Here is a 26,202-nt window from a genome sequence, read left to right as displayed (position 1 = left end):
CGATCCTGTTGTGGGATGCCACGATCAGACAGCGGCCGCGGCGGATGCAGCCGCCGGCAGCGCCGCCTCGATGCGCTCCAGCGCGGCGTCGTCGTGGGCCACGGTGAGGAACCACGCCTCGAACACGCTCGGCGGGAGGGCGATGCCCTGCTCGCGCATGCTGTGGAAGAACGGCGCATACCGAAAGGCCTCCTGGGCCTGCGCCTCGGCGTAGTCCCGCGGAGCGCTCGGAGCGAAGACGACGCCGAACAGGTTTCCCGCTCGAGGAACCGCGTGCGCGACGCCAGCCGCGGTGAGTGCGGCATCCAGGGCATCGGCGAGGCGGGATGCCGCGGCATCCACTCGGGCGTAGACCTCCGGAGTCGCGAGCCGGAGCGTCGCGAGCCCTGCCGCCACGGACAGCGGGTTTCCCGACAGCGTGCCGGCCTGATAGACCGGGCCGAGCGGCGCCAGCAGATCCATGATCTCGGCTCGTCCGCCGAGGGCTGCCAGTGGCATCCCTCCGCCGACGACCTTGCCGAACGTGATGATGTCCGGCAGGTAGACGTCGCCGGACGAGGCCTGCAGGCCCCAGAAGCCGGCAGGGTGCACGCGGAATCCGGTGAGCACCTCGTCGAGGATCAGAAGCGCGCCGTGCGCATGCGCGGTGTCGGCGAGGAACGCGTTGAAACCGGGCTCGGGCGCCACCACGCCCATGTTCGCGGCTGCCGCCTCGACGATGATCGCGGCGATGCGATCGCCTCGTTCGGCGAAGACCTGCTCGATCGCGGCGCGGTCGTTGTACGGCACCACGAGGGTCTGCGCGGCGATCGGCGCCGGGACGCCGGCGGAGCCGGGCAGAGCGAGCGTCGCGACACCGGAACCGGCCGCCGCCAGCAGGCCGTCCGAGTGTCCGTGGTAGTGACCGGCGAACTTCACCAGCAGGTCGCGGCCGGTCGCGCCGCGGGCGAGACGGATCGCGGTCATGGTCGCCTCGGTGCCGGTGGATACCAGCCGGACGCGCTCGATCGGGGCGTGCTCGCCGACGCGCACGCGGTCGACGATCAGGCGGGCGAGCTCGACCTCGCCCTCGGTCGGCGCGCCGAACGAGAGACCACGGGTCGCGGCATCCTGCACCGCTGCGACGACCTCGGGGTGCGCGTGGCCGAGCAGTGCGGGACCCCAGGACGCCACGAGGTCGATGTACGTGTCACCGGCGGCATCCGTCACGGTCGCGCCCCGCGCTGATGCGAGGAAGCGCGGGGTCCCGCCGACGGACCCGTACGCGCGCACCGGGGAGTTCACCCCTCCAGGGGTCACCGCGCGGGCGGCGGCGAACAGGTCGTCATTGCGGTCGGTCATGCGGAGTCCTTCGGATCAGATCAGCGCGCTCGGCCGGACAGCCAGCCGGCGGCCTCGGTCGCCCAGTACGTGAGCACGGCGTCGGCGCCCGCACGGCGGATCGACAGCAGCGACTCGAGAACGGCCGCCCTGCGGTCGATCCACCCGTTCGCCGACGCGGCCTCGATCATCGCGTACTCGCCGGAGATCTGGTATGCCCAGACCGGAATATGCACGCTGTCGCGCACCTCTCGCAGCACGTCGAGGAACGACATCGCCGGTTTCACCATGACGATGTCGGCGCCCTCGGCCTCGTCGATCAGGGCCTCGCGGACGCCCTCGCGGCGGTTCGCCGGGTCGAGCTGGTACGTGCGGCGATCGCCCGTCAGCTGGGAATCGACCGCCTCTCGGAACGGGCCGTAGAACGCGCTGGCGTACTTCGCGGCGTACGCGAGGATCAGGGTGTCTGCGAAGCCTTCGGCATCCAGCGCGTGGCGGATCGCACCGACCTGGCCGTCCATCATGCCGCTGAGCCCCAGCAGCTGCGAGCCGGCCCGCGCCTGCGCGAGCGCCATCGCGGTGTAGCGGTCCAGGGTCGCGTCGTTGTCGACGGCTCCGGATGCATCCAGCACGCCGCAGTGCCCGTGGTCGGTGAACTCATCGAGGCACAGGTCCGTCTGCACGACGAGCGCATCGCCCACCTCGGCGGCCAGCGCGGCCGTTGCGACGTTCAGGATGCCGTCAGGGTCGTCCGCACCGGAACCGATCGCGTCGCGCACCGTCGGCACGCCAAACAGCATCACGCCGCCGACACCGGCCTCGACCGCCTCGACCGCTGCGCGCCGCAGCGAATCCAGCGAATGCTGCACGACACCGGGCATCGACCCGATCGGAACGGCATCGCTCACGCCTTCGCGCACGAACATCGGCAGCACGAGCTGCCGGGGCAGGACGTCGGTCTCACGCGCGAGGTCGCGCACGGCCGGCGACTGCCGGAGTCGACGCGGACGGATGTCGGGGAAGCTCACGGCGCGAACTCGTCCGCCGCATGCGGGAGGGTGAAGTGCGAGACGGCCTCGATCAGGGCATCCACGGTCTGCTTGTCGGCGACCACCTGGATCGAGAGCCCGGCCTTGCGGGCGTCCTTCGCGGTCCGCGGTCCGATCGCGGCGAGGAGCGTCTCGTCCGGGATCTCGGGGAACTGCTCGCGAACCTGCTGCGCCACCGAGCCGCTGGTGATGAGGATCGCATTGATGCGCCCGCTGTCGACGTCGCGGCGGATGCGATCGGTCACCGGAACGCCGACCGTGCGGTAGGCGACGACGCTCGAGACGTCGTGGCCCGCCTTGACGAGCGACTTCGACAGCACCGGCTTCGCGATCTCACTGCGCAGCGTCAGGATGCGCCGCGGCTTCGGCTCGAGCGCGATGAGTTGTGCTGCCATGCCCTCGGCGGAGTTGTCCTGCTCTGGAACGAGCGTCACCTCGTAGCCGGCGGCCTGCAGAGCCGCCGCCGTCGTCTCGCCGACCGCGGCGATCTTGGTCTTCTTCGGGATGAGCGCGCGGTGCGCGAACAGCACGTCGACGGTCGTGGCGCTCGTGATGGTGAGCCAGTCGAACTCACCGGCGGCGAGCTGCTCGAGCGCGGCGTCGAGCGCGGCCTGGTCAGTGGTCGGGCCGAAGTTGATCAGCGGTGCGACGACGGGAACGGCGCCCTGCGAGCGGAGACTGGCGGCGACGCCGTCGCCCCACGGGCCTCCTCGCGGGACGAGGACGCGCCAGCCGGCCAACGGCTTCTCATGCTTCGATTCGGATTCGGTCATCAGGATTGCTCTCGGGGAACGAGGTCGGCCGCCCCTTGTTCGAGCAGCCGACGGGCGACAGACAGCCCGACAGCACGTGCTGTGTGCATCGGGTCCGCACCATCGGCAGCATCCGCACCATTGCCACTGCCGTTCAGATGAATATACCCCTGGTTCAGCGGCTCGGTGACGTCGAGCCCGATCCGCCGACTGCCGTCGACCGCGTAGACGACCGTGCGGATCCGGACGGAACCGCCGTCCACGACCGCGTGCGCGGCCATCGGCGCCTGGCATCCGGCATCCAGACCCTCCAGGATGCCGCGCTCCACCTCGACCGCGCAACGCGTGTCCGGATCGTCCAACTCGGCGAGGGCGGACAGCAGCTCGGCTGGGGCATCCGCCCTGGTCTCGATGGCCAGTGCTCCCTGGCCCGGAGCGGTCGGCCACTCGGCAAGCCCCAGTTCTTCGCGATGCAGACGCGTCTCGCTGCCGAGGCGCGACAGCCCGGCGGCCGCGAGGATCACGGCATCCAGTTCACCGGATTCGACCTTGGCGAGCCGGGAGTCGACGTTGCCGCGGATGTCGACGACCTCGGCGCGCGGCGCCCGGCGGCGCACCTGGGCGATGCGCCGGGGCGATCCGGTGCCGATCGTGGCGCCGGGCCGCAGGTCCTGCAACGGCGTCGCGGCTCGCGTGATCGCGACGTCGCGGGCGTCTTCGCGCAACGGGGTCGCGACGATCACGAGTCCCGCAGGGATCGCGGTGGGCAGGTCCTTGAGCGAGTGCACGAGAAAGTCGCACTCCCCCGCGAGCAGCGCCTCGCGCAGCCGGGTGGCGAAGATTCCCATGCCGCCGATCTCGGAGAGCGAGGCGCGGTTCGTATCACCCTCGGAGACGATCGGAACGAGTTCGACCGGACGGCCGGAGATCTTCTCGAGGGCTGCGGCGACGTGCCCGGACTGCGCCCTGGCGAGGGCGCTTCGACGGGTGCCGAGGCGGATCGGAGTCGTCATGGCAGACCTACTGCAGCACGTCCGCGATCTCGTCGAAGCGCAATCGCCGGCCCGTGTAGAACGGGACCTCCTCCTTCACGTACCGACGGGCATCCGTGTAGCGCAGGTCGCGCATGAGGTCGACGAGCTCGGTCACGTCATCCGCTTCGAGCGGGAGGATCCACTCGTAGTCGCCGAGGGCGAAAGAGGCGACCGTGTTGGCGATGACGCCGGTGAACGCCGCGCCCTTGCGTCCGTGCTCTGCGAGCATCTTCCGACGCTCCTCCTCCGGGGCGAGGTACCACTCCGGCGTGCGGACGAACGGGTAGAGGCACAGCCAGTCCTTGGGCTCGACGCCGCGGAGGAAACCGGGCACGTGCGCGCGGTTGAACTCGGCGTCGCGGTGGACCCCCATCACGTTCCAGACCGGGATCAGAGTGCGCAGCAGCTCAGTGCGCCGCAGGCGCCGCAACGCCTTCTGCAGCTCCTCGGCCGTCGCACCGTGCAGCCAGACCAGCAGGTCGGCGTCGGCCTTGAGGCCGGAGACGTCGTAGAAGCCTCGGATCGTGACGCCGGAGTCCTCGATGTGCTCAGCGATGGTCTCGAGCTCGGTCGCATCGGTCTCGAGGACCGGAGCATTCGGGTTGCGGCGCCACACCGCCCAGAGGGTGAAGCCGGATGGGGATTCTTCGCTCAGGTCGGACATGGTTCCAGTCTGCCCCTTTCCCCGGGGCATCGCTAATGCGTGACCTTCTCACGCATCTGCGACCACGTGCTCAGCGCGATACGGCTCTGGCTATCGCCCACACGAGGGAACCGGCGACCGCGGCGATCCCGACGGCTGCGGCGATCGCACCGACCGGGTTGCGGTCCGCGAAGGCGCGAGCCTTCACCGCCGCGCGCTTCGACGCCTTCTCGACGCGACGCGGCACGTTGCCCTTGATCTCGATGGCCGCCAGGGCAGCCTTCAGCTCGGCGCGTGCCGACTGCACGGGATCGACGATGCCCACGGGCACCGCGGTGCGGGGAAGCTTCGATTCGATGCTCGTCGACTGCTCAGAATTCGTCATCACCGGCGTCCTTCACGAGTCGGATGTCCGTCGCGACGGCTTGGCCGGGGTTCTCCCTGGCCATGACCTTGCGGAACTTCAGGATGCCGAGCAGCGCGAACACCGCCACGGCGAGGATCAGGATGCCGATGACCGCCAGAGCGGACAGCCAGACCGGCCACCACGACGAGAGTCCGGCGACAGCGAAGACCAGGATCATCGGGACCAGCCAGAACAGGAAGAACAGCGCGACGAGGAACCAGACGCTGCCGATTCCGGCATCCTTCGCGGTGCGCGAGATCCACACCTTGGCCGCGTCGATCTCGGCCTTGACGAGGTTGCTGACGAGATCAGGAAGGTCGCCGAGCAGCGTCAGCAGGCTGTCGTCCGCCCGGTCGCGGTATCCGCGCACCATGTCACTTGCCGTTCTGGGTCTTCTTGGCGGCCGGCTTGGCGGTCGAGGTCTTCTTCGCCTCGTCCACGGCGTCCTCCGCTGCGTCGCTGACCGCGTCCACGACGTCCTTGCCCGTCGCGATCGTCGCGTCGAGCTTCTCGCCGGGGGTGCCGGGTCCGGTGGCGGTCTTGCTGAGCTTGACGACCCCGTTCCAGACGGCGCCGGGGATCGCGGCGGCCTTGTCGCCGACGAAGCCCTTGACCTTCGTGACCTGGTCCTGGACGGGATCGAGGTTCCAGACCTTCAGCCACTGCGTCTTGATCTGCTCATAGCGCTCGCGCCCGGCGCGTGTGCCGAGAACGTAACCGACGCCGAGTCCGACGACGAGTCCGATCTTCCCCTTCATGGGGTCTCCTCACGTTGTTCCGGTCGGGCCGCACGCGTACCTTCCGCGGGCCAGGAGTTCCAGCGTAACCCCATATTCCGTTTTCGGCATCTACTTGTCGGAGGGGTTGACACCGGGTGGCGGATCCGCTTCGGAATCAGTCCCAGAGCAGGTGGCGCCGCACCCGATCGGCCTCCGCGGCGGCATCGGGTACGACCTGGGCGAGACCCGTCCCGGCCAGCCAGGCTCCGACGACGGCGAGGCCGGGCAGCGCCTGCACCGCCGTGCGAGCGGCCGCCCTGCGCTCGGCCGCGCCAATGAGCGACGCGGGCTGCGACTGCGTGAAACGAGCGCGGTGGGCGCCGATCATCTGTGCGTCGCCCAGGGCGACGCCAAGCATCCCTGACGCCTGCTCCAGTGCGAGACGCGCTGCGGCGTCGTCGTCGAGCGCGGCGGTGGCCGCCGGCTCGCCCTGCGAGCCGAACGAGACGCGGACCACATGACGCGATCCTGCGGCGTCGCGCAGCCATGCCCACTTGGCGGTCGCGTGGGTGAGGGCCTTGGCGGTGAAGCTTCCCGGCACCGTCAGCACGCCGGTCCCGCGGGGAGCGGCATCCAGCGCTGGAGCGTCGAGCAGCAGGGTCACGATCTCGATCTCGGGGGATGCTCCGGCATCGCGGAGCCCGGGGACATGGCCGTCGAGCAGCGTTCGCGCGGCGCCCTCGGCCGTCGCCACGATCACGGCATCCGCCGCCAGGCTCTCCTGGTCCGGTTCCGCAGCGGATGCCTCGGCATCCGTGTCGTCTGCATCCGCGGCCACCGCGAAGACGACCGTCCAGGCGTCTCCCGTGCGCGTCAGCGCTTCCACCGTCGTCCCGGTGCGCACGACGCCGCCGAGCTTCTCGATGTCGGCGCGCAGTGCGTCGACGAGCGTGCTCATCCCGCCGACCAGGCCCTCGACCGCAGACCCCGGGGCCTTGCCCTTGCGGGCCGACTGCTGCTGACCGGTGAGCGCATCGACGGCGCCGCTCAACGAACCGACGCGCGTGAGCGCAGCATTGAGCCCAGGGGCCGCGACATCGACGTCGACGTCATCCGAATGCGCCGAGTAGACGCCGGAGACGATCGGCGCGACGAGCCGGTCAAGGACGCGGGCCCCCATGCGCGAGCGGACCAGCCGACCAAGGCTCCGCTGGTGTCCGATCGTCAGCGGCGGGCGCAGACGATCGACGTAGGCGCGCCAGGCGCCGCGCCAGCCGATGATCTGCCGCACGTCGTCGACGAACGGGTTGGCCGGAATGCCGAGGATGCCGCCCTTGGGCAGCGGCGACGGGTCCTGGCCGGGGATGCCGGCCAGCCACGCGCCGCCGGCGGCCGGGGTCTGCACGCGATCCGACAGGCCGAGTTCACTGATGAGCTTGCGCACATGACCGCCGCGGGTCGCGTAGCTCTCGGCTCCGGCATCCAGCCGTACGCCGTCGATCTCAGCGCGACGGACCGCGCCGCCGAGATCGGCCGAGGCCTCCAGCAGCGTCACGCGCATGCCGACCTTCGCGCACTCGCGCGCGGCGACCAGACCCCCGATGCCGCCGCCGATCACGACGACGTGCCGCTCGGCGGCCCGCTCGGCGAGTTCGGGTTCGGGATGATCGGTCATGAGCCGTGAACCAATTCGACGATGCGGGTGAGCTGGTCGGGGTCGGTCTCCGGCGGGACGCCGTGGCCGAGATTGAGGATGTGTGCGCGCGCGGCACGGCCGCGCTGGAGGACGTCGCTCACGTGCGCTTCAAGCACCGGCCACGGCGCGGACAGCAGCGCCGGATCGATGTTGCCCTGCACCGTGACGTCCGGTCCGAGGATGCCGGCAGCTTCGTCGAGCGGCTGGCGCCAGTCGACGCCGACGGCATCCGCCACACCGTCCAGTCGCATGTCGGCGAGGAACGGCCCCGTTCCCACGCCGAAGTGGATCACCGGGATGCCGAGGCCCTCGACGGCGGCGCGCGAATGCGGCGACACGAACGTCCGGTAGTCGGCGGGGCTGAGGGAACCCGCCCACGAATCGAACAGCTGCACGGTCGACGCTCCCGCGTCGCGCTGCGCCTCGAGGAATCGGCGCGAGACCCTCGACAGCCAGCCGGCCAGGCGGTGCCACGAGTCGGGGTCGGTGTGCATCATGGCGCGAGCGCGCAGGTGCTCCTTGGACGGTCCGCCCTCGACGAGGTACGCGGCGACCGTGAACGGAGCACCGGCGAAGCCGATCAACGGGGTCTCGCCGAGCTCGGCCGTCGTGAGGCGCACGGCTTCGGCGATCGCCGTGGTGTCGAGATCCTGCGGATCGATCGCCGTGATGCGATCGACGTCCGCGGCCGTGCGCACGGGGTCGGCGAAGACCGGACCACGGCCGGGTTCGATGACGACGTCCACCCCGGCCAGGCGCAGCGGGATGACGATGTCGCTGAAGAACACCGCGGCGTCGACCCCGTGGCGGCGCACCGGCTGCAGCGTGATCTCGGCGGCGAGGTCGGGGGTGAGGCAGGCATCCAGCATCCGGGTTCCGACGCGCAGTTCGCGGTACTCGGGCAGAGAGCGTCCGGCCTGGCGCATGAACCAGACGGGGGCGGTCTCCGGGCGGTCTCCGGCGAGCGCGCGCAGCAGCGGGGCAGTGGGTGCAGGCATGGCTCCATCCTCCCATCGAAGTCCTTTGCATCCGCCTGGGAGCGCGACCCTTTCGACACGGCGTAGAATCTCTCTGTGCTGCTGTGTGTAACGGCGAGTCACAAGACCGCCTCCTTCGACATGCTCGAACGACTGAGCCGCACCCCTGACGACGTCGCGCCGAATCTTCTGGACATCGCGCCGTGCGTTCAAGGGGCCGTGGTGCTTTCGACGTGCAACCGTTTCGAGGCGTACGTCGAGATCGACGAGCCGGTCACGGCCGCAGGCGCCGTCGGCGTCGAAGCGGTCCTCGAGGCGATCGAGCAGTCCTCCGGCATCCCGGCATCCGATCTCGACGGATCGTATGCGGTGCACTCCGGCCGCCGCGTCGCAGAGCACCTGTTCGCCGTGGCATCCGGACTCGAGTCGGTCGTGCCTGGCGAGGGCGAGATCGCCGGCCAGGTGCGCCGCGCGCTCACGTCCGCACGCAAGGGCGGAACGACCTCCCCCGAACTCGAGCGCCTGTTCCAGCGCGCCAGCCAGGCTCAGCGCAAGGTCAAGAACGTCACCGCGCTCGGCCGCGCGGGCCGCTCGCTCGTCCGACTCTCGCTGGAGCTGGCCGACAGCCGCATCGCCGACTGGTCGGCAGAGCGGGTGCTGCTCGTCGGCACCGGCGCCTACGCCGCCGTCACGCTCGCAACGCTGCGCGAGCGCGGCGCACGGCACATCTCGGTGTACTCGCCGTCCGGACGCGCCGAACTGTTCGCGAAGAAGCACGACATCGCGCCGGTCTCCGAAGAGGACTACGCGCGCGTCGCGTCCCGCTCGTCGCTGCTCATCACGTGCACGACCGCGACCGAACCGGTCCTCGGGCCCGACCACCTGCAGGCGCCGACCGGACCTGTCGCCCTCGGATGCCCCGTCGGCCCGCACTCGCAGCTCGTGATCGACCTCGGGATGCCCCGCAACGTCGACCCCGCGATCGCCGAGCTCGAGGGCGTCGCGCTGCTGGATCTGGAGACCATCCGCCTGCACGCGCCGCTCGAGGAGCTGCAGGCGGCGGATGCCGCGCGCAGCGTCGTCCTCGAGGCGGCGGACACGTTCCACGTCGTCGGGCGGCAGCAGAGCGTGACGCCGGCCGTCGTCGCGATGCGCTCGCACATCTTCTCGCTGCTGGAGGCCGAGATCGACCGCGCCAGGGCGCGCGGCGACGAGGACGGGCGCGTCGAGCAGTCGCTGCGCCACCTCGCCGGCGTCCTGCTGCACACCCCGACAGTACGTGCACACGAGCTGGCTGCTGAAGGGCGAGCGGACGACTTCATCGCGGCCCTCGGCACGCTGTACGGCATCGCTCCGGTCGCGCCGGCATCCGAGGAGTCGGCGAGCGCGTGACGACCCGCGCTGGGGGTGCGACACTGTCTGCATGGCCCTTCACATCACCGGAGACACCGCCGCAGACGCACTGCTGACCGACAACCCGCTGGCTCTGCTGGTCGGGATGCTGCTGGACCAGCAGGTGCCCATGGAGACCGCGTTCGCCGGTCCGCTGAAGATCCAGCAGCGCACCGGGGCGGCGGATGCGGCGACCATCGCGCGCATGGACCCGGATGCCTTCCTGGAGGCCTTCAAGCAGACGCCGAGTGTGCATCGCTTCCCCGGCTCGATGGCCACCCGCGTGCAGACGCTCTGCGAGACGCTCGTGCACGACTGGGGCGGAGACGCATCGGCGCTGTGGACGGCGGGCGATCCGTCAGGGGCCGAGGTGCTCACGCGTCTGAAGGCGCTCCCCGGATTCGGCGAGCAGAAGGCGAAGATCTTCCTGGCGCTGCTCGGCAAGCAGTACGGCTTCACCGGTGACGGCTGGCGCGACGCATCGGCCCCCTATGGCGAAGACGGCTCGTACCGCAGCGTCGCCGACATCGTCTCGCCGGAATCGCTGACCAAGGTGCGCGAGCACAAGAAGGCCATGAAGTCCGCGGCGAAGGGAGGGAAGTGATGGAGCCCACGGGAGGCAGCGTCGGTGCGTTCATCGCCGCTGTCACGCCGGAGCGCCGGCGGCGGGATGCCGAGACGCTGACGGCCCTCATGCAGGAGGTCTCCGGTCGCGAGCCGGTGCTCTGGGGGACGATCATCGGATTCGGCTCATGCCATTACCGCTACCCCACCGGCACGGAGGGCGACTCCGGTGTGCTCGGATTCGCCCCGCGCAAAGCGGCTTCGACGATCTATCTCTTCGACGGCGTGGACGCGCACGCCGAGGCGCTGAGCAGACTCGGCTCCCACACGGTCGGCAAGGGATGCCTGTATCTCAAAGATCTCGATCAGGTCGATCTCCACGTGCTCCGCGGCATCCTGGAGCGCTCGCAGGCCTGGGTCGAGGCCGGCGGCACGAATGAGGTGCAGCTGACCGTCACGGGCTGAGCGTCAGCTACGGCCGTAGCGCGTGACGATCTCGTCGGTCAGCGGCGGCCAGATGCGCTTGTGGTCCTCGCCGAACGGGACGCCGGAGAGGAAGGCTGCGGCGAGGTCGCGCGAGCGGTCGACGAACAGGAAGCTGCCCTGTGCCCCGAAGTGACCGGCGGTCTCCGGTGGAAACGAATCGCTCAGCCAGTGCGGGCTCTTCACGCCCTTGAGCTCGAATCCGAGCCCCCACTGGTTGTCGGCGAACGCGCCGTAGCCCGGCACGATACCGCGCAGACCGGGACGCGAGACGGTGAGTGCGAGGTCGCGCAGCGCGGTCGAGATCAGCGTCGGTCGCAGCACCTCCCGGCCGAAGATCAGCAGGTCGTGGATCGACGCGTGCGCGCCGGCCGACGGGCGGCCGGTCACGTCGGTATCGGCCATCCCGAGCGGGACGGTCACTTCGCGCAGCATCCAGTCGGAGAACTCCATGCCGACGGCATCCGAGACGTGCGCGGCCAGCGCGTCGAACCCGGCATTCGAATAGACCCGCCGCTCGCCGGCCGGTCGACGCGGTTCTACGCCCTCCATCGGCAGCCCGCTGGTGTGGTCGAGCAGGTCGAGCACGGTCGCCCCGCCGGGCTCGGCCGGCTCATCCAGGTCGATGAGGGCGCGTTCGATCGCGACGAAGACGCCCCACGCGGTGAGGGGCTTCGTGACGGACGCGAGCGGCAGCACCGCCCGCTGGTCGCCCTGCACGGCGAGCGTCTCATCCGGGCCGGTGACCCCGACGAGCGCGGTGTTCGGGAAGCCGTCTGCTGCGGCGAAGGTCGTCGTCTCCACCCGACCATCGTGCCATGCAAGACCATCCGCACTCGATGTCTCAGTCGCGCTCAACCGCTTCCGCAACTCCCGCTCGCACCTGCACGCGGTGCGAGCCCCCGACCGTGCGGATCCAGTGCCGGTCGTGCGTGACGGTGACGACGGCGCCGGAGTAGCCGGCCACCGCGTCCTCGAGCTGCTCGACCAGTTCGGGATCGAGATGGTTGGTCGGCTCATCGAGCAGCAGCAGCTCGCCCGGCGCGGCGAGCGCCGTCGCCAGGTCGAGGCGCCGGCGCTGCCCAACCGACAGCGCGCGCACCGGACGCTCCAGATCCTCCTGGCCGAGGAGCCCCACCTGGAACAACCGCTCGGCAGCGTCATCTCGATGCAGGCCGACTCGCCGGGCGAACACCTCGACGGCCGACCCGGCCGGGGCATCCGTGACATCCTGTGGCAGCCACGACACCCGCAGCCCCGGGGCGCACTGGACGACGCCCGAGTCCGGAGCCAGGTCTCCTGCCAGCAATCGGAGCAACGTCGTCTTCCCGGCTCCGTTCGGGCCGGTGACGAGCCATCTCTCGCCGGGCATCACCGTCCATTCCGACATCAGCAGGAAGGACCCGTTATCTCGTCGCAGACCGTCGATCGCAACCAACGGACCCTCGACCTCGCCTCCGGTCGTCGCCGGGACGACGAACCGCAACGGTTCCGGCGGCGGAAAGACCGGCTCGTCTCTGAGCCGGGCGATGCGTTCCTTGGCCATGCGGATACGACCTTTCGCGCCGTGATCCCGCCCGCGCGCCCGAAAAGCACCGTGTCCGAAGCCGTCGAGCTCGAGTTTTCTCGGGATCGTCGACAGGCGGAAGGCGTTCGCCTCCACGAGAGCCTCGTTGCGCGCGAGTTCGGTCTTCCACTGCTCATGTCGCTCGACCTGACGGCGCCGTTCGGTCTCACGCGTGACCAGGAAGCCGCGGTAGCCGTCGCCGTACCGACGCAGGCCTCCGCCACCCACCTGCACGATGTCGTCGGCGAACGCCCGAAGGAAGGCCCGATCATGGGTGACCACGACCGCCGCGCCCCGATGAGCGGCCAGGCGTTCGTCGACCCAGGCGAGTCCGGCCTCGTCGAGGTCGTTGGTGGGCTCGTCGAGCAGCAGCAGCTCTGCGTGGGAGGACAGCGCGACGGCGAGGGCGAGACGAGCGCGCTCACCACCGGAGAGCTCCTCTACCGGCCGCGCGCGGTCGAAACCGCCCAGTCCGAGTTGTTCGAGCGCGGCGGCGATCCGCTGATCGACCCCGTAGCCGTCGCGGGCCTCGAACCGGTCGATGAGGTCGCCGAGCTCCTCGAGCAGAGCCGGTTGCTCGGCGGCTCCCGCCCGTGAAAGACGCTCCGAGGTACCCAGGATGCGGTGCTCCAGCACGCGCAGGTCGCCCAGCAGCAGATCGACCGCATCCTGCACGGAAGATCCAGCGGGGAAACGGGGCGCCTGCGCCGCATGCGCGACTCCGCCAGGGATGACGATGCGGGCTGAGCCCGAGGTGGGCACGACAGCACCGGCGAGTACGTCGAGCAGCGTCGACTTACCCGCCCCGTTGTCGCCGATCACGGCGAGGCGATGTGATCGCCCGATCACCAGATCGACGCGGTCGAGCACGAGCCGCTCATCGAAGCGGACTGTGGCCGCTCTCAACTCGCACACACGGTGGGTGCGCAGGGGCAGCACGGAAGAAGACGGGAACATGAATGGGCTCCTCTCCGCGACGGCCGATGACCGCGCGGCGATACGCATCCGCGGATGCGGGATCAGAACAGGGACCTCGATCCCGCCGGCCTGACGGCGCGATCGCTCAGGACCCACTGCGGAGATGACTCGACGCAGCGTCCCGATCTAGGAGATCAGAGTACCCACGGTTCGACACACTAGCAGAGCCCTCTCGCCCTTGTGATCCCGTCCCGGACACGCAGAAGCCCCGATCCGTCGATCCGGACCGGGGCTTCTGCGAATAGTCGTCAGGCGCCCTTCAGGCGCTCCGCGAGGTACTCGTGCAGGTTCTCGATCGAGACGCGCTCCTGTGCCATGGAGTCGCGGTCGCGGACCGTCACTGCGTTGTCATCGAGCGAGTCGAAGTCGACCGTGACGCAGAACGGGGTGCCGATCTCGTCCTGACGGCGGTAGCGACGCCCGATCGCGCCGGCGTCGTCGAAGTCGATCGCCCAACGTCCGCGGAGGCCATCCGCGACCTCGCGCGCGAGCGGCGACAGCCGCTCGTTGCGCGACAGCGGCAGCACCGCCACCTTGACGGGTGCGAGGCGCGGGTCGAGCTTGAGCACGGTGCGGACGTCGGTGCCGCCCTTCGCGTTCGGCACCTCCTCCTCGACGTAGGCGTCGACGAGGAACGCCATCATGGCGCGCGTGAGTCCGAACGACGGCTCGATCACGTAGGGGGTGTAACGCTCTCCGGATGCCTGGTCGAAGTAGGTCAGGCTCTGACCGGATGCCTCGGTGTGGCTGGAGAGGTCGTAGTCGGTGCGGTTGGCGACGCCCATGAGCTCGCCCCACTCCTTGCCAGCGAAGCCGAAGCGGTACTCGACGTCGATCGTGCCGGCGGAGTAGTGCGCTCGGTCCTCTTCCGGGACGTCGAACTGGCGGATGTTCGCGGGCTCGATGCCGAGATCGATGAACCAGTTCCAGCACGCTTCGACCCAGTGCTCGAACCACTGCTGCGCCTCAGCGGGCGGCGTGAAGAACTCGATCTCCATCTGCTCGAACTCGCGCGTGCGGAAGATGAAGTTGCCTGGCGTGATCTCGTTGCGGAAGGCCTTGCCGACCTGGCCGATGCCGAACGGCGGCTTCTTGCGGCTGGCCGTGAGCACGTTCGTGAAGTTCACGAAGATGCCCTGCGCGGTCTCCGGACGCAGGAAGTACAGGCCGGACTCGTCGTCCACGACGCCGAGGTAGGTCTTGATGAGACCCGAGAACGCCTTGGGCTCGGTGTACTGGCCCTTCGTGCCGCAGTTCGGGCACGGGATGTCGGTCAGACCGTTCTCGGCCTTGCGTCCCTTGCGCGCCTCGAAGTCCTCGATGAGGTTGTCTGCACGGAAGCGCTTGTGGCACTGCAGGCACTCCACGAGCGGGTCGGTGAAGGTCGCGACGTGGCCCGACGCCTCCCACACGCGCTTGGGAAGGATGATCGAGGAGTCGAGGCCGACCATGTCGCCACGGCCGCGGACGAACGTCTGCCACCACTCGCGCCGGATGTTCTCCTTGAGCTCGGTGCCGAGGGGCCCGTAGTCCCAAGCCGAACGGGAACCGCCGTAGATCTCACCCGCTTGGAACACGAACCCGCGGTGGCGGGCGAGGCTGATGACCTTGTCAAGACGGGACTGTTCGGCCACGGTGGCTCCAATGGTCGCATGCTGCGGGAAGAACCCGTGATCACGGGCATCCCAATCCTACCGGCGGTTCGTCGGGCGAACGATGCCCGTCGTCGGACCGGGCTGCTCACGTCCCGTTCGGCGAATCGCTCGACCGCGGAGCCCGTCGCCTCACGCGCCGATAGCCTGAGAGCGTGGGTACGGATGACGAGCGGGCACGACGGCGGCTCTCCCGGACCCCTCCCCAGTGGGCCACGGTCGCGGTGCTGGCCTTCGCCGGTCTCTGCTCATCGTTCATGTTCACGCTCGTCGTGCCGCTGCAGGCCGAGCTGCCCGCACTTCTGAACTCGTCTCGTGAGGACACCACGTGGGTGGTGACGATCACGCTGCTCGTCGCCGCCGTTGCGACGCCGATCTCCGGGCGACTGGGCGACATGTACGGCAAGCGCCGCGTCGTCGTCGTGCTCCTCGCCCTGCTGATCGTCGGCTCGCTGATCGCCGCGCTGTCCGGCTCGATCATCGGCGTGATCATCGGCCGCGGACTTCAGGGCGGCGTGACCGGCGTCATCCCCCTCGGCATCGCCATCATGCGCGACATCCTGCCCCCGCAGCGGCTCGGCACGGCCGTGGCGCTGATGAGCGCCACAATGGGCGTCGGCGGAGCAGTCGGGATGCCGGTGGCGGCGCTGCTCGCCGTGCACGCCGACTGGCACACGCTCTTCTGGCTCGCCGCCGCCCTCGGCGTCATCGGTCTCGTCCTCGTGTTCCTGTTCGTCCCGGAGGACGTGCTGCGCTCACCCGGGCGCCTCGACATCCTCGGCGCGATCGGACTGGCGATCGGACTGACCGGCATCCTGCTGTTCGTCTCGCGCGGAGCCGAGTGGGGCTGGGCTGCACCGCTGACGCTCACCTGCATCATCGGCGGCCTCGCGGTTCTGCTCGCGTGGGGCTGGTACCAGCTGCGCACCAGGGATCCGCTGCTCGACCTGCGCGTCGCCGCCCGCCCCGCCGTGCTGTTCACGAACGTCGCGGCGATCGGGATGGGATTCGCCCTGTTCGCCTCGAACGTGACGTTCCCGCAGCTGCTCGAGCTGCCCGTCGAGACCGGCAGCGGATTCGGACTCGACATGGTGCACGCGGCCCTCGTCGTGATGCCGGCGGGCCTCGTGATGATGGTCATCTCGCCGCTGTCCGGGTGGCTCGAGCGGACCATCGGTCCACGCCCGCTGTTCACCGGCGGCGCCGCGGCCATCGTCCTGGCCTACGTGTTCGTGCTGCTGTGGTCGACCGAGGTCTGGCACATCCTCGTGGCGAACCTCTTCATAGGCGTCGGGATCGGCTTCACCTTCGCCGCCATGCCGATGATCATCATGCGCGCGGTGCCGGCCAACGAGACCGGCGCGTCGAACGGTCTGAACGCCCTGTTCCGCTCCGTCGGGACCTCCAGCGCCTCCGCCGTGATGGGCGGCGTGCTGGCCGCGATGAGCGTGGAGGTCGACGGCGTGGCGCTGCCGACCCGCCAGGCGTTCGAGGTCTGCTTCTGGCTCGCGATCGCAGCAGGGCTCGTGGCCGTGGTGCTCTCGCTGTTCATCCCGCGCGGGCGCACGAGCGAACAGCATCCGTCGCTCCCCTGAGCGGACAGTACCGTCAGAACACCCGGGGGTCGGGGTCGCCCGCGTGCGGCGGGCGCAGCCGGGCCGGCAGCGGCCACGGCAGCACGAAAGGCTCGGATGCCGGACGACTCATGTCGCCGAAGTCATCGACCTTCACCACGATGCGGCCTGGACGACCGGCATCCGTCGGCGTGACCTCGACGATCCGCACGCGCAGCGGGCGGTCGGACTCGCCCTCCAGCATCCAGGGGTCGGCGAGCCAGGCGAGGCCGTGCGCCTCCAGCGCCGCCTCGGCGTCCAGCCACTCGATCCCCTCGGCGACCGGGCGTCCGAGGACGTCGACGGCCGTCCACTCGGCCCCCTCAGGGCGGATCCAGCCGAGCAGTTCTCCGTCGTCGCGGCGGTGCGGGGTCCAGTCCGGGTCGGTCATGCCTCGACCCTACGCCGACGCGCCGGGCGACCTCGCTGCGGCCACGAACGCCACCCTCCCCCGTGCCTCCAAGGTGGTCAGCCGCCTGCGTGAGCGCGGATACGTCGAGCGGGAGGGCAGCGCGGCCGATCGACGCAGTGTCGAGGTCCGCCTCACCTCGGAAGGGCGGCGCCAGACGGTGCTCGCGACCCCCGGGCACTTCGACACCGTGCACCGCCTCGTGCTCGATCATCTGTCCTCCGCGCAGCTGGACGCACTCAGCGACGCGCTGGCCCCGATCATCGCCGGCCTGGATCCCCAGCACAGGTTCGGCCCGCAACGGGACTGAGCCGTCACCGTTCGTCACGCGACTCCGTCGCACTGCGGCGTCCCGATAGCGTCGGGGTATGAGCACGATCGCCACCACGACCTCCGGAAGCCTGCCTCGCACCGAGGCCCTCATCGCAGCCAACGCCGCTCGCGCGTTCGGCGACGACGGCTTCACTCTCGAGACGACCCCCGAGTTCGAGGCTCTCGTCGCGGATGCCGTGGCCGATGTCGTGCAGCGCCAGCGCGACGCGGGCATCACCCTCGTCGGCGATGGCGAGTTCGGCAAGGCGATGTCGAATCCACTCGACTACGGCGCGTGGTGGAGCTATTCGTTCCAGCGCGTGAACGGCCTGGCCCTCACGGACAACAACCTTTTCACCCAGCCCACCGCGGTCTCGACTCCGGGCAGCATCGAGCTCACCAGCTTCGTCGACCGTCGCGATCGGCAGCTGTTCCCCGGGGTCTACGGCGACGCGCACTCCGGAGCCTTCGAGGGCAAGCCGGCGACCGAGTTCCCCACCACGACCGGACCACTGTCGTACAAGGGTCAGGATGCCGTCGCCGCCGACATCCGCCACCTCGCGGCCGCGCTGGGCGAGGGCGAGCAGGGCTTCATCACCGCGATCGCCCCCGGATCGGCCGCACGCGTCTGGAACGAGCACTACGCGACGTACGACGAGCACCTGTGGGCCTGGGCCGAGACCCTGCGCGAGGAGTACAAGGCCATCACGGATGCCGGGCTCATCGTCCAGCTGGACGACCCGTCGCTCGCCGAGAACTGGGACCAGATCAGCCCCGAGCCGAGTGTCGAGGACTACCTGGCCTTCACAGCGAAGAGCGTCGAGGCACTGAACTACGCGATCCAGGGCCTGCCCAAGGAGCTCGTGCGCCTGCACCTGTGCTGGGGCTCCTGGCACGGACCGCACGTCACCGACATCGAGATCGCGAAGATCCTCCCCGAGGTGCTGAAGGCGAACGTCGGCTCGATCTCCTTCGAGGCCGGCAACGTCCGTCACGAGCACGAGTTCGGCGCCTGGGCGGATGCCGCGGTCCCGGACGACCTCGTGCTCGTCCCCGGCGTCGTCAGTCACGCGACCAATGTCGTCGAGCACCCCGACCTCGTCGCTCAGCGCATCGAGCGGTTCACGAACATCGTGGGTGCTGACCGTGTGATCGCGTCGACGGACTGCGGTCTGGGTGGCCGCGTGCACGCCGACATCGCGTGGGCCAAGCTCGAGGCTCTCGGCGAAGGGGCGCGACGCGCCAGCGCCTGAGCGCCGTTGCCGATCCGAAGTCTTCTGTCAAGGCCGAGCCGATCCCGCACGGGCTCGTTAGTGTCGGGGGCATGAGCGAGGCAACCGGACCAGGCAGCACCCGCAACGACATCGTCCGCCAATCAGTCGTCATCGCCGCCGCGGTGTTCATGCTGATCGGCGCCACCGTCGGAGGCGGCGCCTTCGGCGGCGCCCCCGTGAACGAGCTGCAGAACGGGGCCCTGTCAGCGGAGGGCTCGTACCTGGCGCCCGCCGGGCCCGCGTTCGCGATCTGGACCGTGATCTACATCGGCCTGGCCGGCTACACGATCTGGCAGGCGCTGCCTGCGCAGCGGGCGGATGCCCGCCAGCGCCGCGCCGGCTGGTGGATCGCCGGGTCGATGGTGCTCAACGGACTCTGGCTCGTGGTCGCACGGTACGGCACGCTCATCCTCACGGTGATCGTCATCGCCGCACTGCTGGCGGTGCTCGCGCGGATCATCGTCCTGCTCGGCACCGCACGCGCCGGGAACACCGTCGACCGTGTGCTCGTGGACGCGACGATGGGCCTGCACTTCGGCTGGGTGACGATCGCGACCGTGGCGAACACGGCGGCGTGGCTCACGCAGCTGGTGCCCGCATCGTTCGCCGAGCAGGCGGACGTGTGGGGCATCGTCGTCCTCATCGTCGTCACCGCGATCGGCGTCGCCTGCGCTCTGGCGACCCAGCGCATCGCCCCAGCGATCGCCACCGCATGGGGCCTCGTCTGGCTGGCGGTCGGGCGCCTGACTGCGGAGCCCGCGAGCACGGCGATCGGCGCGACCGCGATCGCCGCGGCCGTCCTGATCCTCGCGGCCGGCGTCTCCGGCGTCGCCAGGACCAGACGTCGCTAGTGGGTGTACTCCATGAGCTCCACCCCGAGCACGCGGAACGCGTCGTGCGCGCGCAGCCGGTGTGCGATCGACAGGTCGTCGAAGCACACGATCATCGCGTAGGCGACGCCGGACCGCGGGCCGGCGAGCACGCCGGCCTCAGCCCGCACACCCCGGTCCCGACCGGTCTTGTTGATGAACAGCAGCCCGTGCTGGTCGTGATCGTGCGCGAACGGGTCGAGTCCGGTGGAGGCGGCGACGAGGCTGAGGTCCTGATTCAGGCTGAGCCACTCCGAGACCTGGGCGCTCACCGCGGCATCCACGACTTCGGAGTTCACCAGCGCCGAGAACAGACCAGCCAGCTCGCGGCTGGACCCCACCGCAACCTGCGGGGCGTCGTCAGGGCCGCGGTCGTCGCGGAAGCGATCCAGGATCGCGGTGCGGGTGAGTCCGAGCTGTTCGATCCGTGCGCTCACGCGCTCGTGGCCGACCCGCTGCAGCAGGGCGTTGACCGCGATCGGGTCACCAGCCGTGGCGGCCAGCACCGCGAGGTCGGTGAGCGGAAGCGCCGGGGCGCGCAGATGCCGCCAGACCCCTGCCGACGTGACGGGATCGACCGAGGAGCGCTCGACGATCTCAAGCGGGTCGAGCGAGCCGTCCTCGAACGCGGCGGCGACTTCGATCAGTAGGGGAACGACGCCGAGACCCGCGATCGGCATCGTGACGTGATCGTCGCCCGACAGCACATGCGTGTGCGTGTCGAGATCCACGACGTGCACGGAGACCCGCGCGCCGGCCTCCGTCAACTCCTCGAGCGCCTTCAGCGTGGCGACGAAGGAGCGCCGTCCGACCGCCGCCCGGCGCGGCAGCCGGCGCGCGCTGCGATGCGAACGGCGCACGGCAGTGGACGGCGCACCGTCGACAGGCTCGGGGGCAGGGGGGAGGGAGGATCCCATGCGTGGTCCTTCACGACAAGGGGCGGAGGGGGCGAGGGCTATCGTAACCCCCGCCTGCTCGCCGCGATCACCTAGGCGGCGATAGTCACCAGATCGTCACACGCGCGTCAGCAGGCAGGTGCAGCGCGTCCGCCTCGGTGACGCCGAAGGCCTCGTAGAAGGCGTCGATGTTGCGCACGATCTGGTTGCAGCGGAACTCGTTCGGCGAGTGCGGGTCGATCGTCAGCAGGCGGATCGTCTCGGCATCCCGACTCTTCTGCTGCCAGACCTGCGCCCAGGAAAGCAGCAGCCGCTGCACGCCGGTGTACCCGTCGATCACGGGCGCCTCGGCTCCGCCCAGCGACAGCTCGTACGCCTTCAGCGCGATGCCGAGTCCGCCGAGGTCGCCGATGTTCTCACCGATCGTGAGCGCGCCGTTGACGTGATTCTCGTCGGCGAGACCGACGGGGACCAGCACGTCGTACTGCGCGATCAGCGCCTTGGTGCGCTCCTCGAACGCTTCCCGGTCGGCGTCCGTCCACCAGTCCTCGAGCTTGCCGGAGCCGTCGTACCGGCTGCCTTGGTCATCGAAGCCGTGCCCGATCTCGTGGCCGATCACCGCACCGATGCCGCCGTAGTTGGCGGCCGCGTCTCGACCGGCGTCGAAGAACGGGTACTGCAGGATCGCCGCCGGAAACACGATCTCGTTCATGGAGGGGTTGTAGTACGCGTTGACCATCTGCGGCGGCATGTGCCACTCGAGGCGGTCGATGGGCCCGCCCACCTTGTCGACGTTGCGGTCGTGCTCGAAGATGTTGGCCCGGCGCACGTTGCCGAACAGGTCGGCGGCATCGATCTCGAGCGCCGAGTAGTCGCGCCACTGCTCTGGGTGGCCGATCTTCGGCGTGAAGGCGTCGAGCTTGGCGAGCGCCTTCTCGCGCGTCTCCGGGCTCATCCACTCCAGCTCGGCGATGCTCTGCCGGTACGCCTCGATGAGGTTCGCGACGAGTTCGTCCATCGCCGCCTTCGCCGTCGGCGGGTAGTGCCGCTCGACGTAGACCTTGCCGATCGCTTCGCCGAGCGCGCCCTCGGTCACCGAGACGCCGCGCTTCCAGCGCTCGCGGATGCTCGGGATGCCGGAGAGCTCCGTGCCGTAGAACGAGAAGTTCTCGAGCACGATGTCGTCGGTCAGGTAAGGGGCTGCGGCGTGCACGACGTGTGCACGCAGCCAGGCCTTCCAGTCTCCGAGACGGTCGGCGACGAGCAGCGCGCCGAGGCCTTCGAAGAAACTCGGCTGCGAGACGACGGCCTCGTCGAACGCCGAGGCGTTCGACGGCGCGACCGCCTCACGCCACGGCGTCAGGTCGACCGCGGCGAGTGCCTGGATCTCGTCCCACGTCTTGAGGTTGTACGTCTCGACGGCCTCACGGCTGCGCACGTTGTCCCAGTGGTGCCCGGCCAACTCGGTCTCGAGGGCGATCGAACGATCGGCATCGACCGCGGCATCCGCGATCCCGGCGAGCGCGAGCAGGCGCTCGAGGTGCGCGCGGTACGTGGCGCGAGTGCCCTCGAAGCTGTCCAGGCGGTAGTAGCTTTCGTCCGGAAGGGACAGACCCGACTGCACGAGCACGGGGAGGTAGCGCTCGGGGTTGCCCGAGTCCTGGTCGACGTAGAAGCTGATGAGGTGCGCGCGTCCGTCGCGCTCGTAGACGCCGACGAGCCGCAACAGCGCGGGGATCGAATCGATCGCGTCGATCTCGGCGAGGGTCTCGGCCAGCGGCGTCACTCCGGCCTGCGCGATGCGCTCCGTGTCCATGAAGCTCGCGAACAGGTCGCCGATCCGGCGGGCCAGCGTGCCCTCTTCGGCTGTCTGCGATTCCTCGATGATGGTGCGGACGTCCTTCTCGGCCTGCTCGGCGAGGAGATGGAACGAGCCCCAGCGCGCCTTGTCGCCGGGGATCTCGGTGCGGTCGAGCCAGGCGCCGTTGACGTGCCGGTACAGATCGTCCTGCGGTCGGATGTCGGCGCTGAACTCGGAGATCTCCAGGCCTGCGGGAAGAGCATCAGTCATGCACACCAGCCTACGTCCGAGATCGGACAGCGCGGATGCCGCGACTCACCACGACCTTCAGCGCCCAGGCAGATGCTCGCCGATCGCCCCCGGCGCTGCACCGACCAGCGTCTCGCACGCCTGCGCCAGTCGCACCGCGAACAGCGCGGCATCGGTGCGGCGGGTCAGCGCATGAGACGCGATCCCGTCCATCATGGCGAGGATCTGCCAGGCGACGGCTTCCGTGTCATCCGTGCGGAACGCGCCGGTGAGCCGGCCGACCTCGATGATCTCCGCGATGAGCGACTGCCACGCGTTCATCTGCTCGTCGATCGCCGCCGACAGCGTCGCGCTGCCGCGGCCGAGCGACCAGGCATCCACCCAGACCAGCGTGATGTCGGCATGGCCGCTGCTGAGCACGGTCGAGATCATCCGCGCCATGCGCGCGACCGGCTCGGTCTCGACCGCCGTCCGCGCGCGGAGATCGTCCAGTTCGGATGCCGTGAGCTCCTGGAACGTCCGCGCGACGAGTTCGTCCATGCTCGACGCGTAGTGCGCGACGAGGCCGGGGGCGACGCCGGCGCGGGCCGCGACGGCGCGCAGCGTCAGGGCGGACAGCCCTTCCTCCTTCGCGAGCGCGATCGCCGCGTCGTGGATCTCACCGGAGCGCTGCTGCGGACTCTTGCGCGTTCGAGGACGGACATCGGGCGTTGACATGGTGCCTCCAGTGTAGGAACATCTAGTATTGATCGCACGATCAATATAAAGTCGACGAGGGTCGCAATCGGTCGAAGGAGACGACATGGGCTGGCGGATGCCGCACGAGGGCGACGAGCACGAGCGGACCTGGATGGCGTTCCCGCGCGCGGGGATCACCCTGGGCGATGGCGCGGACTGGCAGGAGACGGCCTACCGCGCCTGGACCGACACCGCGCTGGCGATCGCGGAGTTCGAGCCCGTCACCATGCTCGTCGACCCGACCGAGACGGCCCGCGCCGCGGACATGCTCGGCTCGGCGGTCGAGATCGTCGAGACGCCGCTGGACGAGTTCTGGATGCGCGACTTCGGTCCCACCTTCGTGCTCGACGACGAGCGGCCGGGCCTGCTGGGCGCTGTCGACTGGATCTTCAACGGCTGGGGTGCGCCATCGTGGGCGCAGTGGCAGGTGTCGGCAGGAGTCGCGCGCACCGTCGCGGAGCGCATCGGCGCCGAGCACATCAGCTCCGTCCTCGTGAACGAGGGCGGCGGCATCCATGTCGACGGCGAAGGCACCGTGCTGCTGACCGAGACCGTGCAGCTCGACCCGAACCGCAACCCGTACGCCGACAGGACGCGCGTCGAGGCAGAGCTCGCCCGCACGATCGGCACGACCAAGGCCATCTGGCTGCCCCGAGGACTCACTCGGGACTACGACGAATTCGGCACCAACGGGCACGTCGACATCGTCGCCTCGTTCGCCGACCCTGGGCGCGTGCTGCTGCACCGCCAGGACGACCCCGCACACCCCGATCACGTCGTCACGCGCGAACTGAAGGCCTTCCTCCAGGAGCAGACGGATGCCGCAGGCCGCCCGCTCGAGATCATCGACGTCCCGGCACCCGCGACCCTGCGCGACGACGAGGGCTTCGTCGACTGGAGCTACATCAACCACCTCGTCGTGAACGACGCCGTGATCGCATGCGGGTTCGGTGAAGACGACGCCGACGCCCGCGCACGGGAGATCCTCGAAGCCGCCTACCCCGGTCGACGGGCCGTGACGGTCGACGCGCGACCGATCTTCGCGCGCGGCGGCGGCATCCACTGCATCACTCAGCAGCAGCCGACGGTGAAGGGAACTTCCGCATGATCGACGTGGTCGAAGCCTCCATCGCGGATCTCCGCCGCGCGCTCGACACCGGTGCCGCGACGAGCGTCGAGCTCGTCCAGGCATATCTCGCCCGCATCGACGCCTACGACGCTCCGGACACCGAGACGGCGCTCAACGCGGTGGTCGTGCGCAATCCGGACGCACTGGCGGAAGCCGCGGCATCCGATGCCCGCAGAGCCGCCGGCCGGAGCGCCGGACCGCTCGACGGCATCCCGTACACCGCGAAGGACAGCTATCTCGTCGAAGGTCTGACTGCGGCGGCAGGGTCCCCCGCGTTCGCGGCCCTCGTCGCCCAGCGCGACGCGTTCACGATCGAGCGGCTCAGGACGGGAGGGGCGATCTGCCTCGGCCTCACCAACATGCCGCCGATGGCGAACGGCGGCATGCAGCGGGGCGTGTACGGCCGCGCCGAGAGTCCCTACAGCGCCGACTGGCTGACCAGCGCGTTCGGCTCTGGTTCCTCGAACGGGTCGGGCACCGCCACGGCTGCGAGCTTCGCCGCTTTCGGCCTCGGCGAGGAGACCTGGTCGAGCGGACGCGCTCCGGCCTCGTGCAACGCGCTGTGCGCCTACACGCCCAGCCGCGGCGTCATCTCGGTGCGCGGCAATTGGCCGCTCGTGCCCACCATGGATGTCGTCGTGCCGCACACCCGCACGATGGCGGATCTCCTGGAGGTCCTGGACGTGATCGTCGCGGACGACGCTCACGTGCGCGGGGACTTCTGGCGCGTGCAGCCCTGGGTGGCGATTCCCGCGGCATCCGATGTGCGGCCCGATTCCTACGTCGGGCTCACGGCCGCCGACCTGCGCGGCGCACGGCTCGGCATCCCCCGCATGTACATCGATGCCGATCCGGGTGCCGGGACCGGGACGACGATCGGCGGATCGACCGGACAGCGGATCGAGACCCGCCCATCCGTGCTCGCGCTGTGGGAGCGAGCGCGTCGCGACCTCGAGGACGCAGGGGCCGAGGTCATCGAGGTGGACTTCCCCGTCGTCACGAACTACGAGGGCGATCGCGCTGGCGCGCCGACCATCGCGACCAGGGGCCTGGTGTCGCCGGAGTACCTGCGCAGCGAGATCGTCGATCTGTCGGCGTGGGCATGGGAGGACTTCCTGCAGGCCAACGGCGACCCTGGGCTCTCGACCCTCGCGAGCGTCGACGGGGCGCAGATCTTCCCGGCGCCGCCCGGAGCCCTGCCGGACCGATACGACGGGTTCGACGACGACATCGCCGAGTATCCGGGCGTCGTCGCCGCGCGAGCGCACTCCGATCTCATCGGCATCCCGCACCTCGAGAACGGTCTCCGCGGGCTCGAGGAGACCCGCCGCATCGATCTCGAGCAGTGGATGGATGAGAACCGTCTCGACGCCGTCGTCTTCCCGGCGATGGCCGACATCGGACGGGCGGACATGGACGTGAACCCGGTGTCTGCGGACGCCGGGTGGCGCAACGGGGTCTGGGTCGCCAACGGCAATCTCGTGCCGCGCCACCTCGGCATCCCGACCGTGACGATCCCGATGGGGACGATGGCGGACATCGGGATGCCGGTCGGCCTGACGATCGCCGGGCGTGCGTACGACGATGCGGCCCTGCTCGCCCTCGGACTCGCGTTCGAGGCGACGGGGAGTCGGCGGACCGAACCGCCGCGCACGCCCCGACTCGGGGTTCAGAGCTGAC

At 69.9% G+C, this 26,202-nt stretch carries 26 protein-coding genes; 9 read left to right on the top strand and 17 right to left on the bottom strand.

Annotated features, from left to right (window positions below; translation table 11 throughout):
• Positions 1-24: 24 nt before the first annotated feature.
• From hemL to hemE, 10 genes are all read right to left on the bottom strand, one after another.
• Positions 25-1,341, bottom strand: a complete 1,317-nt coding sequence (gene hemL / locus ACWAT3_RS04430; RefSeq protein WP_460796196.1) for a glutamate-1-semialdehyde 2,1-aminomutase — start codon at positions 1,339-1,341, stop codon at positions 25-27.
• A gap of 20 nt (positions 1,342-1,361) precedes the next feature.
• On the bottom strand, positions 1,362-2,348 hold the full coding sequence (hemB, locus tag ACWAT3_RS04425) for a porphobilinogen synthase (protein WP_460796195.1): 987 nt from the start codon (positions 2,346-2,348) through the stop codon (positions 1,362-1,364).
• Positions 2,345-3,142: a uroporphyrinogen-III synthase gene (locus tag ACWAT3_RS04420; RefSeq protein WP_460796194.1), complete on the bottom strand. Its 798-nt coding sequence runs from the start codon at positions 3,140-3,142 to the stop codon at positions 2,345-2,347. The genes hemB and ACWAT3_RS04420 overlap by 4 nt, the downstream gene beginning before the upstream one ends.
• Positions 3,142-4,134, bottom strand: coding sequence for a hydroxymethylbilane synthase (hemC, locus tag ACWAT3_RS04415; protein ID WP_460796192.1), 993 nt, complete (start codon positions 4,132-4,134; stop codon positions 3,142-3,144). The genes ACWAT3_RS04420 and hemC overlap by 1 nt, the downstream gene beginning before the upstream one ends.
• Before the next feature lie 7 nt (positions 4,135-4,141).
• Positions 4,142-4,819 (bottom strand): hydrogen peroxide-dependent heme synthase, encoded by a 678-nt coding sequence (gene hemQ, locus ACWAT3_RS04410; protein WP_460796190.1) that lies wholly within the window; start codon positions 4,817-4,819, stop codon positions 4,142-4,144.
• 70 nt (positions 4,820-4,889) lie between these two features.
• Positions 4,890-5,183 carry a hypothetical protein gene (locus ACWAT3_RS04405; RefSeq protein ID WP_460796189.1) on the bottom strand — a complete coding sequence of 98 codons (294 nt, stop codon included), beginning with the start codon at positions 5,181-5,183 and terminating at the stop codon, positions 4,890-4,892.
• Positions 5,170-5,577 carry a phage holin family protein gene (locus tag ACWAT3_RS04400; protein ID WP_460796188.1) on the bottom strand — a complete coding sequence of 136 codons (408 nt, stop codon included), beginning with the start codon at positions 5,575-5,577 and terminating at the stop codon, positions 5,170-5,172. The genes ACWAT3_RS04405 and ACWAT3_RS04400 overlap by 14 nt, the downstream gene beginning before the upstream one ends.
• Before the next feature lies 1 nt (position 5,578).
• On the bottom strand, positions 5,579-5,962 hold the full coding sequence (locus ACWAT3_RS04395; protein ID WP_460796187.1) for a hypothetical protein: 384 nt from the start codon (positions 5,960-5,962) through the stop codon (positions 5,579-5,581).
• A 136-nt stretch (positions 5,963-6,098) separates the two neighbouring features.
• Positions 6,099-7,598, bottom strand: coding sequence for a protoporphyrinogen/coproporphyrinogen oxidase (locus tag ACWAT3_RS04390; RefSeq protein WP_460796185.1), 1,500 nt, complete (start codon positions 7,596-7,598; stop codon positions 6,099-6,101).
• On the bottom strand, positions 7,595-8,617 hold the full coding sequence (hemE, locus tag ACWAT3_RS04385; RefSeq protein WP_460796184.1) for a uroporphyrinogen decarboxylase: 1,023 nt from the start codon (positions 8,615-8,617) through the stop codon (positions 7,595-7,597). The genes ACWAT3_RS04390 and hemE overlap by 4 nt, the downstream gene beginning before the upstream one ends.
• Before the next feature lie 75 nt (positions 8,618-8,692).
• Between hemE and ACWAT3_RS04380 the strand changes: the two genes are divergently transcribed.
• The 3 genes from ACWAT3_RS04380 to ACWAT3_RS04370 are packed head-to-tail and all read left to right on the top strand — an operon-like array spanning position 8,693 to position 11,017.
• Positions 8,693-9,988 (top strand): glutamyl-tRNA reductase, encoded by a 1,296-nt coding sequence (locus tag ACWAT3_RS04380; protein WP_460796183.1) that lies wholly within the window; start codon positions 8,693-8,695, stop codon positions 9,986-9,988.
• Positions 9,989-10,019: 31 nt separating this feature from the next.
• On the top strand, positions 10,020-10,592 hold the full coding sequence (locus ACWAT3_RS04375; protein ID WP_460796181.1) for an HhH-GPD-type base excision DNA repair protein: 573 nt from the start codon (positions 10,020-10,022) through the stop codon (positions 10,590-10,592).
• Positions 10,592-11,017 carry a DUF1801 domain-containing protein gene (locus tag ACWAT3_RS04370; RefSeq protein ID WP_460796179.1) on the top strand — a complete coding sequence of 142 codons (426 nt, stop codon included), beginning with the start codon at positions 10,592-10,594 and terminating at the stop codon, positions 11,015-11,017. Before ACWAT3_RS04375 ends, ACWAT3_RS04370 begins: the two co-directional genes overlap by 1 nt.
• 3 nt (positions 11,018-11,020) lie before the next feature.
• Here ACWAT3_RS04370 and ACWAT3_RS04365 read toward each other — a convergent pair whose 3' ends face one another.
• The 3 genes from ACWAT3_RS04365 to ACWAT3_RS04355 all read right to left on the bottom strand — a co-directional run bounded on the left by ACWAT3_RS04365 (position 11,021) and on the right by ACWAT3_RS04355 (position 15,214).
• Entirely contained in the window at positions 11,021-11,839 is an 819-nt protein-coding gene (locus ACWAT3_RS04365; RefSeq protein ID WP_460796177.1) for a serine hydrolase domain-containing protein, read from the bottom strand.
• A 40-nt stretch (positions 11,840-11,879) separates the two neighbouring features.
• A complete protein-coding gene (locus tag ACWAT3_RS04360) occupies positions 11,880-13,559 on the bottom strand; it encodes an ABC-F family ATP-binding cassette domain-containing protein (RefSeq protein ID WP_460796176.1) in 1,680 nt (559 codons plus the stop codon).
• A gap of 269 nt (positions 13,560-13,828) precedes the next feature.
• Positions 13,829-15,214, bottom strand: a complete 1,386-nt coding sequence (locus ACWAT3_RS04355; protein ID WP_460796175.1) for a glycine--tRNA ligase — start codon at positions 15,212-15,214, stop codon at positions 13,829-13,831.
• 173 nt (positions 15,215-15,387) lie between these two features.
• Here ACWAT3_RS04355 and ACWAT3_RS04350 point away from each other — a divergent pair, with 173 nt between their 5' ends.
• A complete protein-coding gene (locus ACWAT3_RS04350) occupies positions 15,388-16,827 on the top strand; it encodes an MFS transporter (RefSeq protein WP_460796173.1) in 1,440 nt (479 codons plus the stop codon).
• Between the two features lie 13 nt (positions 16,828-16,840).
• Here ACWAT3_RS04350 and ACWAT3_RS04345 read toward each other — a convergent pair whose 3' ends face one another.
• On the bottom strand, positions 16,841-17,236 hold the full coding sequence (locus ACWAT3_RS04345; RefSeq protein WP_460796172.1) for a hypothetical protein: 396 nt from the start codon (positions 17,234-17,236) through the stop codon (positions 16,841-16,843).
• Between ACWAT3_RS04345 and ACWAT3_RS04340 the strand changes: the two genes are divergently transcribed.
• The 3 genes from ACWAT3_RS04340 (at position 17,235) to ACWAT3_RS04330 (ending at position 19,691) form a co-directional block, all read left to right on the top strand.
• On the top strand, positions 17,235-17,564 hold the full coding sequence (locus tag ACWAT3_RS04340) for a MarR family winged helix-turn-helix transcriptional regulator (protein WP_460796170.1): 330 nt from the start codon (positions 17,235-17,237) through the stop codon (positions 17,562-17,564). The two genes, ACWAT3_RS04345 and ACWAT3_RS04340, sit on opposite strands and share 2 nt — an antisense overlap.
• 58 nt (positions 17,565-17,622) lie before the next feature.
• A complete protein-coding gene (locus ACWAT3_RS04335; RefSeq protein ID WP_460796168.1) occupies positions 17,623-18,819 on the top strand; it encodes a cobalamin-independent methionine synthase II family protein in 1,197 nt (398 codons plus the stop codon).
• A gap of 71 nt (positions 18,820-18,890) precedes the next feature.
• Positions 18,891-19,691 (top strand): TspO/MBR family protein, encoded by an 801-nt coding sequence (locus ACWAT3_RS04330; protein ID WP_460796166.1) that lies wholly within the window; start codon positions 18,891-18,893, stop codon positions 19,689-19,691.
• On the opposite strand, the gene ACWAT3_RS04325 is transcribed toward ACWAT3_RS04330, so the two are convergent.
• The 3 genes from ACWAT3_RS04325 to ACWAT3_RS04315 all read right to left on the bottom strand — a co-directional run bounded on the left by ACWAT3_RS04325 (position 19,688) and on the right by ACWAT3_RS04315 (position 23,372).
• Positions 19,688-20,626: a serine hydrolase gene (locus tag ACWAT3_RS04325; RefSeq protein ID WP_460796165.1), complete on the bottom strand. Its 939-nt coding sequence runs from the start codon at positions 20,624-20,626 to the stop codon at positions 19,688-19,690. The two genes, ACWAT3_RS04330 and ACWAT3_RS04325, sit on opposite strands and share 4 nt — an antisense overlap.
• An 85-nt stretch (positions 20,627-20,711) precedes the next feature.
• The gene (locus ACWAT3_RS04320) at positions 20,712-22,676 is read right to left on the bottom strand and encodes a M13 family metallopeptidase (protein ID WP_460796164.1); all 1,965 of its coding nucleotides are present in this window, start codon (positions 22,674-22,676) and stop codon (positions 20,712-20,714) included.
• A gap of 57 nt (positions 22,677-22,733) precedes the next feature.
• Entirely contained in the window at positions 22,734-23,372 is a 639-nt protein-coding gene (locus tag ACWAT3_RS04315) for a TetR/AcrR family transcriptional regulator (protein ID WP_460796162.1), read from the bottom strand.
• An 85-nt stretch (positions 23,373-23,457) separates the two neighbouring features.
• Here ACWAT3_RS04315 and ACWAT3_RS04310 point away from each other — a divergent pair, with 85 nt between their 5' ends.
• Together ACWAT3_RS04310 and ACWAT3_RS04305 are read left to right on the top strand one after the other, a co-directional pair.
• Positions 23,458-24,501 carry an agmatine deiminase family protein gene (locus ACWAT3_RS04310; protein ID WP_460796160.1) on the top strand — a complete coding sequence of 348 codons (1,044 nt, stop codon included), beginning with the start codon at positions 23,458-23,460 and terminating at the stop codon, positions 24,499-24,501.
• On the top strand, positions 24,498-26,201 hold the full coding sequence (locus tag ACWAT3_RS04305) for an amidase (RefSeq protein ID WP_460796159.1): 1,704 nt from the start codon (positions 24,498-24,500) through the stop codon (positions 26,199-26,201). Before ACWAT3_RS04310 ends, ACWAT3_RS04305 begins: the two co-directional genes overlap by 4 nt.
• The last annotated feature ends 1 nt before the right edge of the window (position 26,202 follow it).

The organism is Microbacterium sp. GXF0217 (genome assembly GCF_054798195.1).
The sequence above is the reverse complement of the archived record's forward strand: the minus strand, read 5'-3'. Positions and strand labels throughout refer to the sequence as shown.